Origin of the sequence: Algoriphagus aestuariicola (genome assembly GCF_017254835.1) — a bacterium.
GTDB lineage: Bacteria > Bacteroidota > Bacteroidia > Cytophagales > Cyclobacteriaceae > Algoriphagus > Algoriphagus aestuariicola.
Map to the genome: position 1 here is coordinate 277,266 of NZ_JAFKCW010000004.1, position 16,139 is coordinate 293,404.

The window sequence follows — 16,139 nt, forward strand, 5'->3', positions numbered from 1 at the left end:
TGTAGCAGTAAGCGCGCCAACCTGTGCGGAGGTCAGGGTGGTTGAGTTGGTACCGACATTGGTGACGTTGGCAGTGAAGGCCAGATCGTCTGCCCTTTGCCATTGGATGGTTCCTGTGGCACTGGCTACTGTTAAATTTGAGGGGGAACTTCCACTGCAAATAGCTTGATTAGCTGAAATAGCTCCAACAGCGCTGGGGTTTACTGTTATTATTATTCGACCATTACCCCCATTACCTCCATTTCGGGAAGACCCTGAATTTCTTATTCCTCCTGATCCACCACTTCCTGGACTATTTCCAGAATTACCATTAGAAGTACCTGAAACTCCGTTTGGACCTACTGTACTTCCATTTGTAGAAGTACCACCTGTTGATCCAGAAGCAGGATTTCCATTTCCTGAAGTTCCGGCACTTGCGCCACCCCCTCCACTGGTTGTTGTACCATTCGTATTACCACCAGCTCCTCCATACCATGAGGCCAATGTACCCCCTAAATTCCCTGAGGTCACTGCCAGAGCTCCTGTTCCTATTCCCGATGAAGTACCAGCTCCTCTACCTCCAACTGCAAAAATAGAACTGTTAGTTTGAAACCAACTACTTTGTCCATCAGATCCTGATGCACCTGATCCGCCAGAACCCACAAAATAATTAATTGAAGATCCTGGAGTAACGGATAAATTTGTCCTGACATACCCTCCTCCAGAACCGCCTCCACCTGCAGAAGGATTACTACCCGCTACTCCACCAGCACCACCTGCTCCCCATACTTCGACAGTAATTGAAGTTACGCCAGAAGGCACTGGCCATGATCCATTGCCTGGGGTTGAAATTGTTGTAGGAGAAGGACACTGCCCATACGCCTCCCTGCCGACCAAAATCAGAAAAAGTGTAATGAAAGAAAGTAAAACTCTCCTCATAGAATCAAATTGGGAATTGGGCGATTTTTGTACTCACAAAAACGTATTTCAAATATATCGGTATTTTTCCAAGTTAAATGTATCTGATAATATTTTATTCTTTGCTAATCTGGAACTTATAACAGGTTATAATTGGATACGATGGCCAAAAAACGGGTAGGAGAGCTGTTTTTATCCGATTCGTCGACTCGTCGGGTGATTTTTTTATTATAGCTTCCTAATGGCTCTTCGATGGATCAATATTTCCCAAAAAACTTTATGACGCATTTAACCCAAGCGAAAAATCTCCGATGTGCCGGATGCCTCCAAGACAAAAGTAAAAAATCAGAAGAAGGCAAATTGGCAAAGCTATTTTCTGATCACCTTGAGCTGTTGGCTTTGTGAGCCCCACAGAATTTGAACAAGGTATATTCCCGGAGGATACAGAGCCATCCACTCCGAGAGTAGACTCGACGCCTCATTGGGTGAGGTTGCCTGTCCGCTTTTCACCTCTCCAACAGTAGTAATGAGGGAAAGGGTTATTTTTTCGTCGAGATACAATTCGGCCCCGAGCGGCTGTATTTGGATTGCGGCTCCACCGGCGCTTGGGTTTGGAAAGAGAATCCACGCTTCACGGGATCCTGCAGCAGGTGCCTGAATCGCCCGGGTGATGCTATAGGAGTAACTGCCGTCAAAATCCACCTGCTTGATGCGGTAGAATACATTGCCGCCTGAAGGTGGCAAAGCCATGTCCTCGTAGAAGTACTCCATTGGCTTCTCGGAGTATCCTTGTCCGGCTACTTCACCGATTTTTTCCCAAGTTTTGATGGAATTTACCGCACGCTCTATCTCAAAGTGGGAATTCCCCCATTCTTTGGTGGAGGCCCAAGAAAGCTTTGCGGATCTTTTGGAGTCTATAAATTCTGCTTGGAAGGAAGCAAACTCGATCGGAAGGATTCTACAGCCACCGTAGAAAGCAGGGCTGGGAGAAATGGACATTCCCGAGCCGCTGGCGTTTGGGTACTGTCCAGAAACTGTTCCGTCTGGTAGTCTGGCATTACAAAACACCAATTGGCTGTCTTTTAGAACAGTGACTGTTCCCCCAGACTTGGTCATATTGCCGGTTACCAAGACATCGGCGTTGTCGTCTGTCCAAATTTGTGCATTGCCAACATTGGGTAGGTTGATGTTTCCATCAAAGGTCACCGTCACATTGTCATTCATGCGAATCGGGCTTTCTACGGATGTGTTTCCTCCTACATAAAAAAAGCTGTTGTCGTTGATTACCAGTTCACTGGCAACATTGGGAAGAGTGAGATTCCCTGAGAGGTTAATCGTGGCGTCACCATTTACGTACATGGGCTTGTTGAGGGTAGTGTTGCCACCTACAGTAAGGTTGACGTTGTCAGAAACGGTCAGCGAATTGTCACCATTGTTTTCCAGGACAAGGTTACAGGAGATACTTACCTCGCCGTCATCCTCAGCGGTAATATGTTTGCTGACCGAAACACTCCCTGTGACATCCAAGACTCCCTCACCCCTAACTTGGACTCTTGTCGGGCTAGCTCCTCCATTGTTGGACACGACAAAGGTATTTTTGCAATCCGTGACATTGATACCCGTTTCAAAGCTGCCCTCAATCGTCAATTGTGAATTTCCGCTCTGAAGCGTGGCGACATCGAGGATTCTTACAGCGGTGTTTTCGCCAACATTGAATTGTCTGGGCGATGACCCTCCATCATTTGAAAAGTTCAGAGTATTCGCTGTAAGCGTGGGACCTGGACTGAGGTTGGCGGCATTGGTGAGGTTAACTTGGCTGTTAGCTGCCACATCAAAGGTGTTTCCCACGACGAGATTTCCATTCCCCGAAAGCGTAAGATTCGTAAGGCCGCTATTTGTTCTGAGCGTAAGGTTTTGCAGGAAGTTGGCATTGCCCTGGATATTCAGGGCTCCGGATGCGGTCACAGAGCTGCTGACGGTAAGACTGGCGTTGGAAGCATTGGTGAATGACATCCCGGAGGTATTAGTGTCAAAAGTGAATGCACTCAGATTCATAGTTCCCGAGTTGGACACAGCACCGGAACCGCTTAGGGCTAGACTTCCAGAAAGTGTTCCGGAATTTGAAAAGATTCCGTTTCCGGAGACGACGATAGGGCGACTGATCGTCCCCTGATTGCTCAAAGTTCCATTTGTGATATTGATCTGCCCCCCTGTTTGGCTACCTGCTGACGTAATCGTATAGGAAGTATTGGGATTGTTCGTGGTCACATTTCCGGATTGCACACCGGAGTTGGAATAGGTCGCGGTGTTGTTGAGCGTAACACTATTCGAAGAAGTGCCAGAATTGCTGAAGCTGGAGGTGTTGCTCAGCGTGACTTGGCCGGATTGTGTACCGGCATTCGTGTAGATGGCAGAATTACTCAGGGTGACCTGCCCGGTTTGCGTTCCGGAATTGTAGTAAGTTGCGGAGTTGGAAACTTGTACCCCGTTGCTGATCGTCCCTTGATTGGTCACGGTGCCGGCCTGAGCCGATAAGGTACCGTAGCTGTTAAACCTGCCCCCAGAAAGCACATTGAAACTGCTTTGGCTGTTGTTTAAAGTCAAATCCCCTGAGGTGGTACCGTATACGTTTACCGTGATTTTGCTGGAGGAGTTATATCCTGTGAACCACCCGGTAAAAGTGACTCCAGCGGCTACGCAGATCGTGAGGTCTGTTCTGTTTTGCAGGTCGATGGCGAAGGTTCGGTTGCCTCTGATACAGATCGTGCTGCCACCTTGAATGGTTCCGGTCACGGTGCCGCCGTTGACCACTACATCACATCCCGCTGGGCCACAGGAATTGTTTGCGGTCAGCAATCTGCATACCTCTGTTCCGTCACTTTCGTTAGTCCATGAGATATTCCCTGAACTTCCTCCAGAATTTGGAGTGGCGATCGGGCATACTCCGGATGTAGTGCCCGTCCAGCCTGTGATATCTACTCCCCCACTACCGAGGATAAAATCGGCTTCCCCAATTTCCAGTTGCGCGTTTGGACCTTGTAGGTTGATTTGAACTCCGTCTAAGGTATAATCATTGCGCGTAGCGTTTCTGGAGTCCATGATCAACTTGCCACCGTCTTCTACACAAATCGTAATATTCCTAAGCTCCGTAATATAGACGAGGTTCAGTACCGAGCCAGCACCGATGGTAATACATGCACCCTGAATGGCAAAGGATGGGTTGTTTCCTAGGTTGCCACGGTCAAGAGTTAGGTCAGCGCCATTTTGGAGGACTATACCTCCCAAATTAAATTGATTGTTTTCCGTCCAATTATAGGAAGCGTTCGTACCGTTGAATCTCACAATAGTGGCTCCGCTGGAAACAGCACCCGTTGGCGACCAATTGCCTGAGGAATTGGAAACGTTCCCTCCGCTACCCGTGTAAGTCTTCGTTGCGGTGCATGCCGAGCACTGTCCTTTCGCCTCTTTCGTGGAGAAAAAGGCAAAGCATAAACATAGAAGAAGTAGATGAAATTTACTCCTCATTAAGCAGTGTTAAGAATTATCGGGCAAGGGCGGGCCCAAAGGTCTAGGTGTTAAGCAATTAAGCGCTGGCAAAGATAATTGGACATTTTATAAAGCAAAATAAGATTGCAAAATAATGTAGGTGGAAAGCAGTAAAATACATTTTGTTTTTAGTTGCATCTTTGCACCTTTAGTCATCTTGGACTTCCTGATAACAAAAAAAGCTCTCCCGTGTTTGAACGGGAGAGCTTTTTTTGTTTACGGACGAATTTATTTACCCATTCATACTGATTAGAAACTCCGCGTTGTCGCGGGTGCCTTTCATTCGGTTGAGCAGGAATTCCATGGATTCTTGAGAGTTCATATCGCTCATCAATTTTCTAAGGATCCATACGCGCTGCATCTCTTCTTTGTCCATGAGTAGATCTTCTCGTCTTGTGCCAGAACCCAACACATCGATAGAAGGATAGATTCTGCGATTGGCAAGCTTTCTGTCCAGTGCAAGTTCCATGTTGCCGGTTCCCTTGAATTCTTCGAAGATCACTTCGTCCATCTTGGAGCCTGTTTCCACCAGAGCCGTGGCGATGATGGTCAGGGAGCCGCCGTTTTCTACATTTCTGGCCGCGCCAAAGAATCGCTTCGGCTTGTGCAGCGCGTTGGCATCCACACCGCCGGATAGGATCTTTCCTGAACTGGGGACTACGGTATTGTGTGCCCTTGCAAGTCGGGTAATGGAATCCAAAAGGATGACCACATCATGACCCACTTCGACCATGCGCTTGGCTTTTTCCAAAACGATGTTGGCCACTTTGACGTGGCGCTCTGCTTGCTCGTCGAAAGTCGAGGAAATCACCTCTGCCTTTACCGAACGGGCCATGTCTGTCACTTCTTCTGGACGCTCGTCGATCAGAAGGATCATCAAATGGACTTCTGGGTGGTTTCTGGTAATGGCGTTGGCAATCTGTTGAAGCAATACCGTCTTACCAGTCTTTGGCTGTGCCACGATCATCCCGCGTTGTCCTTTTCCGATAGGAGCAAAAAGGTCGAGGATTCGGGTCGAATACCCGTCAGGCTTGGTAGAGAGATTTAATCTTTCCTCTGGGAAAAGAGGTGTGAGGTACTCAAAAGGTACCCTGTCACGGATTTCGTCGGTGGTCTTTCCGTTGACGGTGCCGATTTTGAGCAGGGCAAAATACTTTTCCCCTTCTTTTGGCGGACGGATGGAGCCTTTGATATGGTCGCCGGTCTTTAGTCCGAATAGTTTGATTTGACTTGGTGATACGTAGATATCATCGGGGGAAGCCAGGTAGTTGTAATCCAACGAGCGAAGGAAGCCGTAGCCTTCCTGCATAATCTCCAGCACGCCTTCGTTTTCGATCACCCCGTCAAATTCCCTCGGACTGACAAAAGGCTTTTTACGGTTGGGATTGTGGAATGTCTCCGCCGCAGGAGCCATGAGCTCATCCGGGGATCTGAAGTTTTTACGTTTTGGAAGCTCCGTCTCTGAATCCTGTTTTGGGGCCGAAGCCTCTGAAGGAGCTGGTGGAGTAGTACTTGCGGGAGTCTCGGATGAGATGCTTGCCGTCACGTCCACTTCTTCGAATGCCCTGCGTCGAGGTCTAAAAGTTTTGGGCTCCTCTCCGGTTCCTGCTTCCTGCTTTTCGGGCTGGGTTTCTTTTTTCTCTTGGGCGGGTCTAGCTTCCTTCTTTTCCAGATTTGGTCTTTCTTCCCGCTTCTGCTTCCACTCGGGTTTTGCTGGCTTGGCTTCAGGAGCCGGCGCCGGTGCCGATGGAGCCACCTCTGTTTTTTCGGCTTCTGGTGCGGCCGGAATTTCGGTTACGTTTTGTCTTTTGAATTTAGGCTTGAATTCAGCCTGCTCTTCTGTTGATGCTGCCTTTGGCGCGGGAGGGGGGGCGGGTTTTTCTGCTTCAGTCGGTTGGGTTTCCGCTGCAGCCGGCTTTTTCTTAGGGAGTGCCTGCTCAGGGGTGATGGCCTGCTGGTCGAGGATGGCATAGACCAATTCGTCTTTTTTGAGTCCTTTGAAGTTTTTCACTCCTAGCTCCTCAGCAATCTCCTTCAGCTCAGATAAAAGCCTGATTCTGAGTTCTTCTATGTTATACATAAAGAGGGTATGAAATAAATATGATGATGTGAAATCCGGTTTTTGGGATCGTGGATGATTTTCTGAGCAAAAAAGGTCTGCAGGAAAAGCTCAAGTCAAAGTGGGCTGACTTGTTCATACACGGTGATGACACAATATTAACCGATGCATTTGGATTTAACAAATTTTTTGTTTTGACAGCTTTTTGAACGCCTGCTTGTTTATTCCATCAGTTGGCGGATTACCGCCAGAGATTTGAATAGGCTGGGATTGTCCAAATGCTCGGAATAGAAGTCCAGCAAATGATCCAGCAGCTTTCGGCGGAGGTGGGCGGGGAGTTTTATTTCACCATTGAAATTGTTCTCCAAGAGTTGGTTAAGAGCGCCGAGAACTATCGGCAGTTCTTCCGCCGCGAAAGGATGGTTTTTGGATTCTAGGATAAAGCCTTCGGCGTCTTCCGGGGAAAATCCCAGAAACCTGGCGTTTTCGATCAAAAAGGCCAAGGGGAAGATCGACAGCTTTGCATCCTGCTCGTCCAGAAGTGTGACGCTTTCGGCCAAAAAGTCAAAAAGACTTTCATTTTGGTAGTTTTCATAGATGCTGCGGCTGATCACTTCGGTCATGAAAAGCGCGATGCTCGTCCTTAGAAAGTCAAAGGGTATCCGCTGGTTCGGTCGCTGTAGCCGCGCATCCGATATGCGGTTTAGTCCAGCACTTTCCTTGTCATAGACCACGAGATCCAGGAGGGTGAGAGGTTGATACAGTGCGATCTTGGATCCCTTACCCATGCTTCTGATTCCATTGATCAGGTAAGATTTCAGGCCAAGTTCTCTGGTGAAGATCTTCACGATGATGCTCGTATCTTTGTACTTGATCGAACTGAGGACTATTCCTGAGGTTTTGCGGATCACGGAATCAAGGATATGGGGTTCAAGGTTTGAGATTCGAAATTGAGTCCCAAACGTTTAAGGTTTTTTGATATACAAACTAAGAGATGAAGAATCCTAGGCCGGAGATTGGCGATTTTAAAATCTTTCAATTTTCAAGCTTAGATCATCGGGCTCCAACTTCCAACCTCCCTACTTCTTGTCCTCCAAAAAGCACTTCCTGCATCTCGCCTCGTAACTCTCTTTTTCACCCAAAACGACCTTTTCCCTAGCGCCCGAAAGCCGTAGCGAAAATGCCGCAAGATCCCCGCATTTCATACAGATCGCGTGCACCTTGGTCACGTACTCCGCGATTGCCATCAGCCGGGGCATAGGTTCGAAGGGCTTTCCCTCAAAATCCATGTCCAAGCCAGCCAGAATCACGCGCTTGCCCTGGTTGGCCAATAACTGCACCACCCGGACAATCTCCTCGTCGAAAAATTGCGTCTCATCGACCCCGACTACGTCACAGTCTCCGGCTAGCAGGATAATGTCCCCCGCAAATTGGACAGGGGTGGAGCGGATGGCGTTTTCGTTGTGGGAGACGACGTTTGACTCGTGATATCGTTTGTCTATAGAGGGTTTGAAGATTTCGACCTTCAGTTTGGCCAGTTTCGCCCGGGTGAGCCTCCGGATCAATTCTTCAGTTTTCCCGGAAAACATCGATCCGCAGATGACCTCGATCTGACCTTTGCGTTCGGATTGCCTGCGGCTGCTCAGGGAAGGTTCTACAAACATGGCTACTCGGTATAGGCGATATGGGGGAATTTGTTGATTTCGGCAACCCGTACGACCAGCTCCCCGCGCAAAAGACTGCTTTGGCAGGAGAGTCTTTCGTTGGGCTTCAGCCGGTCTTGGCTTCTGTACATGAGCTCCGGAGCAGTCTCGGGGCTCAAGTTTTGCATTCCTTCCACTACGATCATTTTACAGGTAGTACATCGCCCTTTTTTCCCACAAGCATGCATCCAGTCGGTGCCATTTTCATGAATTAATTCGATAACTTTACGATCGGCATGTTCCGAATCAATGGTAAGATTTCCCAGGTTTTGAATGACTATTCGGGGCATTTGTTCGTTTGCTTTTGAAAACAAGACCCACACATGACAGTTCAAATTAACAGCAATTATTTAGAAAACTATTCCAGTGAATATGCCCGCCTGGTTTGCGATCGTTTTTTCTCTAGCCGGCAATTTATCACAGGTCAGGATATCATCCAGCTTACCAGCAGTACCCAGGTCAATTTTTTTATCATCAAGAGACTGTTTGAACTATGGCAAGAGGAGCTGGGGAAGCTGAAAAGCAATCCGTATTTCGATTATAGGGATATAGCGGTGCATGAGGCCTTGACCCAGTTTATGAATGTGCTGTCCCGGCGGATCAAAGTCGAAAGATCCAACCTGGAGCCCTTGGTGAAAGTAGCGGTAAAGCATGCTGTCGAAGTCGCGACCGACCCGGTGGCTTTTTATCAGAGTGAGATCAACAAGGCTCCGCAAGGGAAGATCAACGAGTATCTGAAGGAAAACAAGAAGTACTATAAGTGGCATGACAAAGCGGTCGTCTTTCTGATAGACAAGACTGGTTTTGGGCATGACAAAGACTCGTATCTGCGTGCCGTGGCCGCCAACTATCAGGTGGTAAAAGATTCCTTTGAATCCGTAAACCTGCTTTTGGCCACCCTGGGGGATGTCAAAGCCTTTGACCTGGATCAATACCTGAATGAGGAAACTGATCGTCCGACCGTACCTATTCAGGAAAACAACACGGCAGCCACGGACTCGAGTTTTTTTGAGGAGGTGGAAGCCAGTCAGCCCCCTCAATCCACTCCGCCGCCTACAATGGATGGACCTGCCCCCAAGGCCTCGGTAGAGTCGGTGGCTCCACCAAAAGCGTCCTTTGGCAACGGAGTGAAGCTGGATGCGTCCAAGCTAAAGTCCCATTTCGCGTCTGAATCCTACAGAGGCATGGTTGGGATTCTCGGGGAGCTGTCGGAAAGCCTTGCCTTGAACCAAAGATTTATGTTTACCAAAGAGCTTTTTGACGGCAACGCCGATTTGCTTCGCCATGCGCTCAAGTCGATTGACGAAGCTGGGTCCTTTGATTCCGCAGTGGAGTTGATCAACACCAGATACGTGTCTGAGTTATCCTGGGAGCCCAATTCGGATGTAGTACGGGAGTTTATGCAGCTAGTCTACAGAAAATACTCGGACTGAGAGTAGGTACGGAATTTCTTCGAGGCACTGGAGCTCTAAAAAACAGCCCCTCACAAAGACTGGACTAGGACTGACTGCTGTACACTGCAAACTGATCACTGGCCCACTGCCAACTGAACTCTGCTATCACCCCAGCCGTCCCAGTTGAGTAGCCCTAGAGGAGTCCATCTTGATAAAGATAAAGAGCAAGACGGTAAATGACCAAAGCGAGGATCCCCCGTAACTGAAGAAGGGGAGCGGGATCCCGACGACCGGAAAGAGCCCGATCGTCATCGCGATATTGATCATAAAGTGGAACAGCAAAATGGAAACGACGCAGTAGCCGTAGATTCTGGTGAATCGGGTTTTTTGGCGTTCGGCCATGAAGACCAGTCGGTAGAGCAGTCCGACGAAGAGCGCGATCACCACCAGGCTGCCCACCCAGCCAAACTCTTCCCCTAGGGTACAGAAAATAAAGTCGGTATGCTGCTCGGGCACAAAGTCAAACTTGGTCTGCGTTCCCTCCAAGTAGCCTTTTCCAAACAAGCCTCCGGAGCCAATGGCGATTTTGGATTGTGTCACGTTCCACCCCACACCCAGAGGGTCAAGATTGGGGTTGAACAATACCATGATCCGGTTTTGCTGGTGTTCGGGTAGCTTGGAGACGACGAAGTCGATGGAGTAAATAAATGCAATCAAGCCCAGTCCAATTGCGGAAAATGCAACGGTACGCTGCCAGGTTCTTTTTCCCAAAAAGATCAAAACCAAAGTGACCGCCACTATGGCGCCGGCGAGATAGAGGTTGTTTTCTATGCCCAATGCCAAGAGCACAATGGCGATGAGGCCAAAGCCGAGGATGTAATAAACTGCGGGCAAGCCCTCCCGATAAAACATCAAGAGCAGGGAAAAATACACCATTGCAGTACCTGTATCCGGCTGGAGAAGGATCAGAATGACTGGTAACAGCAGGACACCAAAAGCGATGGCCTGGTAGTTTTTCTTCGATAGGTCAAACGTCGGCCGCTCCATCACCTTGGCCAGGGCCAAGCCCGTGGCAAACTTGGCGAATTCTCCAGGCTGAATGCGAAAGTCTCCGAATCCGATAGAAAGGATCTGACCGTTGACTTCCTTTCCCACAAAGGGGGTGATCACCAGCAATCCGATAAAGGCCAAATAGATGTAGAGGGAAAGATTTTCGAAAAACCTCGAATCAGCGACCATGATGACAGTGATCAACATGACAGCAGTGCCTATCCATACGAGTTGTTTTCCCGAGTTGATGGAAAAGTCAAAGATGCTCTTCTCCGCCTGACCGTCGTAGACGGCCGCATAGATGTTGAACCAGCCGATCATGACCAAAGCGAAGTAGATCGCCACGGTGACCCAATCCACTCGGTTGATATGAATGTCAGACTCCCTCATCAGTAAATAAAGTTTCCGGCCAAGACGTATTCTTCCAGGGCTGGCCTTGTGATGCTGTCCCGGAGGTATTTTTCGATCATTAGTGATGCCGTGCTAGCTGCTGCCCTACCGCCCCAGCCGGCGTTTTCCACGTAGACAGCAATGGCGATTTTGGGATCTTCTTTGGGTGCAAAGGCGAAAAATACCGAGTGGTCTTCTCCATGCGGGTTTTGGGCGGTTCCGGTTTTGCCGGCGATGGTGATGTCCTTGAGCACCGCTCGGGCTGCAGTGCCATAGATCGCTTCCGCCATGGCATCCTGGATCAGGTCAAAATGGTGCGCATCGATGCCCACCTCATGCTTGATCTGGTATTTGGCAGGAATCATCGTTTCATCCCCGTCGACCGCTTTGATCAAATGAGGCGTGTAGTAGTAGCCCTTGTTGGCAAATACCGCAGAAAGATTGGCCATCTGCAGAGGAGTGACCAAAAGTTCACCCTGCCCGATGGAAAGCGAATAGATCGTGGAATATTTCCAATGCCCCTCACCATACACCCGGTCGTAGAGCTTGCTCGATGGGATAGAGCCACCCTTTTCATTGGTCATGTCCACGCCGAGCGAGCTTCCCAGGCCAAATTTCAGCACCTTCTCCCTCCAGGCATTCAAGCCGATTTCGGTATCCTTGAAGGTGTTGGAGGAGACTTCCTGGTTGATGATCATCCGGAATGCCTGATGATAGTAGGGGTTACAAGAGTTTCGGATGGCGCCAAAAAGGTTGACCGGGCTCGGGTGGTTGTGGCAGGCCACCAGAGAGCGGTTGCAGGCAAAGGTCGTATTGGGAGTCAAGATTCCCTCTTGCAGCCCGATTAAGCTCTGCACGATTTTGAAAATCGACCCTGGAGGGTACATGGCCATGATCGGCCTGTTGAAGAGTGGCTTGCTCGGATCGTTGTTGAGTTTGCGGTAGTTTTTTGAAAAATCAGCTCCAGTCAGATCATTTGGATTGTAAAAGGGAGCCGAAATCATGGCTAGAATCTCTCCGGTTTTTGGCTCTATCGCCACCACAGAGCCCGTCTTGCCGGCCATCAGCATCTCCCCATAGAGCTGGAGGTCCATGTCTATCGTGGAGGTGATGTTCTTGCCAGCTACCGAGGCGGTGTCGTATTCACCGTCTTTGAAAGGACCCTTGTCCACGCCTCGGACGTTGACCATTTTATATTTGACGCCTTTTCTGCCGCGCAGGTCATTTTCATAGTAGCGCTCCATTCCGCTAAGTCCCACGTAGTCGCCTTGGGCGTAGTATTTCAGGGTATCGCGCTCAAGCTGGTTAGCACTGATCTCTCCGATATAGCCGAGCGCATGCGCGGCAGTTGCATTGGGGTAGGATCTTACCGAGCGGGTTGTGATGAAAAGTCCCGGGTAGTCTACCAGAAAGTCCTGGATGCGGGCAAAGTCCCTCGTCGAAAATTGCTTGATCAGGGTGGAAGGCTTAACCGAGGAGTATTTTTTGGCGGCGGTGTAAGACTCGATCAACTGCTCCTTGGAAATCTTGAACAGTTCGCAGAATCTAGCCGTATCGCCGACTTTAAACTCCTTAGGCACTATCATCACGTCGAAAATCGGGTTGTTAAAAACCAGAAGTTTTCCGTTTCGATCATATACAAGTCCACGGTAGGGGTGGTCTACAATCCTTTGGATGGCGTTACTTTCAGCTCTCTTCATGAAGCTGTCATCCACCACCTGGATCATGAAAAGCTTGGTAAGCAAGATGACGCTCACCAAGAAAATAAAGATGAGAATGACTACGGGTCTCTGGTCTTTCATCTGTTTATAATTGGCTTTTTATAGTCATCTCCCCGATAGCTATCGTGGCTATCGGGAGGAATCTCGCATGGATTCCCATCATCCTAGTTTCTGACAGGGAGAACATGCTCAGTTTCATCAGATTCTCCTCCTGCGTTTGAAGAACAGTAGTTGCACAAGTATAACCAAAAGGCAGGTGAAAATGGAAGAAAAAAAGCTTTTGTTCAGAATCGTCCAAAGCCCGCCGGTACCCCATTGGTCCGCCGTAAAAAAGACCATGGAATACCCGAAAATCAGTGGTAAAGAGTAGCTCAAAAACCAGCCAAATCCCATCTCGGAGAGGGAAGGCTCTTCAGTTTCGACATACCCACCGGTAGGGCTGATAGCTCTCAGCCAAAGTGATCTTGCAAATGCCAAAAACGTGGCCGCCGCTGCGTGCATCCCTATGGTCTCATAGAATAGGTCCAGCACCAAACCCAGTAGAAACGCGATGAATATCAGTGTCACCGGTCGCATCGAAATAGGCAGAATCAGAATCCCGAGGAGATGGACAAAAGCGAAAGCGACGCCAAAAAGAGCCAGGTTTTTCAGAAAGAAAATCTGAACCAAACCCAAGAAAAGGATCAGCACTAAGTAGGAAATCAGATTTCTAATATTCATTGCTTATCTCAGATTGGCGATTGAGCGAATCCAGTTCGTCGAAGGCCGTGTTCTCAACCAGGTACACATAGCTGACCTTGCTGAAATCAGTACTTAGTTTGACGGTGAGGTCCAGGTAGTTTGGGTCTTTTTCGTTGGGGGCGACCTTTGAAATGATCCCGATCTGTATTCCCTCGGGAAAGACGGCATTAAATCCAGACGTGACGACCGTATCTCCTTCTTGGGTTTTCACGTGCCTAGGTACAAAGAGGAGACGGGCTTCCGTGGAGTTTTTCCCATCCCACTGCACAGAACCAAAAACATCGGTTGACTTGATTTTTGATGAGACCATCAGGCCGGTGTTGAGCAAGGAAAATGCCACGGAGTAGTTTTCGGATACGGACTTCACCCTGCCCACGACCCCTTCTGGATTGAAGACTCCCATGCCGGGCTTGATGCCGTCCTTGGACCCCTTGTTGAGTGTGAGGTAGTTTTGGGAGAATCTCAGGGAATTGCCAATGACCCGCGCTCCGCGAAACTCATAGGTGGCGACGAAAGCTGAGTCAAGGGGCAATTGGATGCTGTCCGGTTTCACCTGCAGCGCGAGCAGGGTTTGGAGGATTTCGGCATTTTCAGCTGTCAGGGCTTCGTTGGCATCGGCCAAGGAAAAAAACTGGACCACATCCGCCTGCTGCTTTAGGATGGAGCCGACAAGCGCATTGGAACTGTTGAAGAAAGCTGCACCCTGTGGAGAATTGTTGGTGACAATCATCCAGACTGCCACCACTTCAAGAAAGACGAATAGGATAAACGCCCGTATTCGGTAAAGAAACTGGAGGATGCGTAGCATTCAGTACTTAAGTCATCAGGACGGTTCGGAAGTTTTGGATATTTTTCAGGGCGGTCCCTGTGCCTCTTACCACGGCTCTTAGCGGATCTTCGGCAATGTGGATCGGTAGCTTGGTCTTTTGGTGCAGCCTTTTATCCAGGCCCTTGAGCAAGGCTCCACCGCCTGTGAGGTGGATTCCATTGTCGTAGATGTCAGCGGAAAGCTCGGGTGGGGCAATTTCCAAGGCTTTGAGAACCGCCTCTTCTATTTTTGACACGGATTTGTCCAGAGCAAAGGCGATCTCGGAATAGGAGACCTTGATGACTTTCGGTATCCCTGTCATCAAATCCCTCCCACGGATTTCATAGTCATCCGGAGCTTCGTCCAGCTCGGTAAGGGCGGATCCGATCGCGATTTTCACTTTTTCCGCGGAGCGCTCTCCGATCAACAGGTTGTGCTGTCTGCGCATGTAGTCGAGGATGTCTTTGGTAAAGGTGTCACCCGCCACACGTATGGACTGGTCGGCCACGATCCCAGATAGCGCGATGAGCGCAATCTCCGTCGTGCCTCCTCCGATATCCACTATCATGGAACCCATGGGTTTTTCGATGTCGATGCCAATACCTATCGCCGCCGCGATGGGCTCGTAGATCATGTAGACTTCTTTTGCCCCGGCATGCTCGGCTGAGTCACGTACCGCCCGCTTTTCCACTTCGGTGATGCCGGAGGGAATGCAGATCACCATTCGGTGGGACTGGGGAAACATCCCCTTTTTCTGTCCCGGGATCATCTTGATCAGTCCACGGATCATCTGCTCGGCCGCATAGAAGTCGGCAATCACCCCATCTTTCAAAGGACGGATGGTCTTGATGTTCTCGTGGGTTTTTTCGTGCATGTTCATGGCCTCCCGGCCGACCGCGAGCACTCGGTTGCTTGTCTTATCGATGGCGATGATGGACGGCTCATCGACCACTATTTTATCTTTGTGAATGATCAGGGTGTTGGCGGTACCCAAATCAATGGCTATATCACTAGAGAAAAAATCAAATAATCCCATTTTATACTGATGAATTGGCTTTTTAACTGGAGTTTGAAGTTTAAGGTAGTACCTGGGTACCGATTTTAAACGTGGGTCGGCAAAATTATTATCTTATATCGACAAAACTGAGATAAAGAAGATTTTTTTGTTTTCTGAATCTAAAGGAATTAGCGGCGGGACAAAATGGAAGTTTTGCCGCCCGATTTTTAAGATTTATTTCTAATCAGCTTGGATTGGGAGCACCCGTTTTGCAATTCGGGATTCTTTATATTACTTTTGCACCGTATTCGAAAGTTTCTGGAGGGGACAAAAAGTCCCCTCTTTCATTATTCTAACTTATGACTGAACTGAGGCAAGCTATCGAAGAATTGGTGGAAAAGCATCTTCCGGATGATTCCCACTTTGTAGTAGAGGTGAAATTGGAAGAAAAGCTGGGTAAAACCCGGGTTTTGATCCTCATTGATTCGGATGAGGGAGTGACCATACAAGCCTGTGCGAAAGTTAGCCGAGCAGTATCGGAAGAGTTGGAAGCAAAAGAAATGGTCGGGGAAGCCTACGTGCTTGAAGTGTCTTCTCCCGGGCTTGACTTTCCTCTGGGTAGCAAGCGGCAATATCAAAAGAATATCGGCCGTGAGCTGAAGTTGACTCTGGCTTCCGGCGCCGATGTGTCGGGGAAATTGCTGGAGGTGGACTCGGAAAAGGTGAAGCTACTGGTGAAGAAGAAGGAAAAGGGCAAGAAGGCGACAGAAGAGGAGGTCTTATTCCCTTTTGCTGAAATCAAAAAATCTATCGTACAAGTATCTTTTAAATAA

13 protein-coding genes are annotated in these 16,139 nt (G+C 49.0%); 2 read left to right on the forward strand and 11 right to left on the reverse strand.

Translation table 11 applies throughout. The features are described 5' to 3' along the window. From J0A67_RS17395 to J0A67_RS17420, 6 genes are all read right to left on the reverse strand, one after another. Positions 1–918, reverse strand: a 918-nt coding sequence (locus J0A67_RS17395) for a glycine-rich domain-containing protein (protein WP_498366374.1), incomplete at its 3' end; no start/stop codon positions are given. 348 nt (positions 919–1,266) lie between these two features. Further along, positions 1,267–4,422, reverse strand: a complete 3,156-nt coding sequence (locus tag J0A67_RS17400) for a beta strand repeat-containing protein (protein WP_206570670.1) — start codon at positions 4,420–4,422, stop codon at positions 1,267–1,269. A gap of 253 nt (positions 4,423–4,675) precedes the next feature. Further along, on the reverse strand, positions 4,676–6,523 hold the full coding sequence (gene rho, locus J0A67_RS17405) for a transcription termination factor Rho (protein ID WP_206570671.1): 1,848 nt from the start codon (positions 6,521–6,523) through the stop codon (positions 4,676–4,678). A 200-nt stretch (positions 6,524–6,723) separates the two neighbouring features. Beyond that, positions 6,724–7,413, reverse strand: a complete 690-nt coding sequence (recO, locus tag J0A67_RS17410; RefSeq protein WP_206570672.1) for a DNA repair protein RecO — start codon at positions 7,411–7,413, stop codon at positions 6,724–6,726. A 168-nt stretch (positions 7,414–7,581) separates the two neighbouring features. After that, positions 7,582–8,166, reverse strand: coding sequence for a thymidine kinase (locus J0A67_RS17415; protein WP_206570673.1), 585 nt, complete (start codon positions 8,164–8,166; stop codon positions 7,582–7,584). A gap of 2 nt (positions 8,167–8,168) precedes the next feature. Beyond that, positions 8,169–8,495, reverse strand: a complete 327-nt coding sequence (locus J0A67_RS17420; protein WP_206570674.1) for a 2Fe-2S iron-sulfur cluster-binding protein — start codon at positions 8,493–8,495, stop codon at positions 8,169–8,171. Between the two features lie 33 nt (positions 8,496–8,528). On the opposite strand from J0A67_RS17420, the gene J0A67_RS17425 reads away from it, so the two are divergent. After that, on the forward strand, positions 8,529–9,638 hold the full coding sequence (locus tag J0A67_RS17425) for a DUF8457 domain-containing protein (RefSeq protein WP_206570675.1): 1,110 nt from the start codon (positions 8,529–8,531) through the stop codon (positions 9,636–9,638). Between the two features lie 126 nt (positions 9,639–9,764). Here J0A67_RS17425 and rodA read toward each other — a convergent pair whose 3' ends face one another. The 5 genes from rodA to J0A67_RS17450 form a co-directional block, all read right to left on the reverse strand. After that, positions 9,765–11,039, reverse strand: coding sequence for a rod shape-determining protein RodA (rodA, locus tag J0A67_RS17430; RefSeq protein ID WP_206570676.1), 1,275 nt, complete (start codon positions 11,037–11,039; stop codon positions 9,765–9,767). After that, a complete protein-coding gene (gene mrdA, locus J0A67_RS17435) occupies positions 11,039–12,841 on the reverse strand; it encodes a penicillin-binding protein 2 (RefSeq protein WP_206570677.1) in 1,803 nt (600 codons plus the stop codon). The genes rodA and mrdA overlap by 1 nt, the downstream gene beginning before the upstream one ends. A 117-nt stretch (positions 12,842–12,958) precedes the next feature. After that, positions 12,959–13,480, reverse strand: a complete 522-nt coding sequence (locus J0A67_RS17440) for a rod shape-determining protein MreD (protein WP_206570678.1) — start codon at positions 13,478–13,480, stop codon at positions 12,959–12,961. Further along, a complete protein-coding gene (gene mreC / locus J0A67_RS17445) occupies positions 13,470–14,309 on the reverse strand; it encodes a rod shape-determining protein MreC (protein ID WP_206570679.1) in 840 nt (279 codons plus the stop codon). Before mreC ends, J0A67_RS17440 begins: the two co-directional genes overlap by 11 nt. A 7-nt stretch (positions 14,310–14,316) precedes the next feature. Further along, entirely contained in the window at positions 14,317–15,345 is a 1,029-nt protein-coding gene (locus J0A67_RS17450) for a rod shape-determining protein (RefSeq protein ID WP_206570680.1), read from the reverse strand. Positions 15,346–15,665: 320 nt separating this feature from the next. Between J0A67_RS17450 and rimP the strand changes: the two genes are divergently transcribed. After that, a complete protein-coding gene (gene rimP / locus J0A67_RS17455) occupies positions 15,666–16,139 on the forward strand; it encodes a ribosome maturation factor RimP (protein WP_206570681.1) in 474 nt (157 codons plus the stop codon).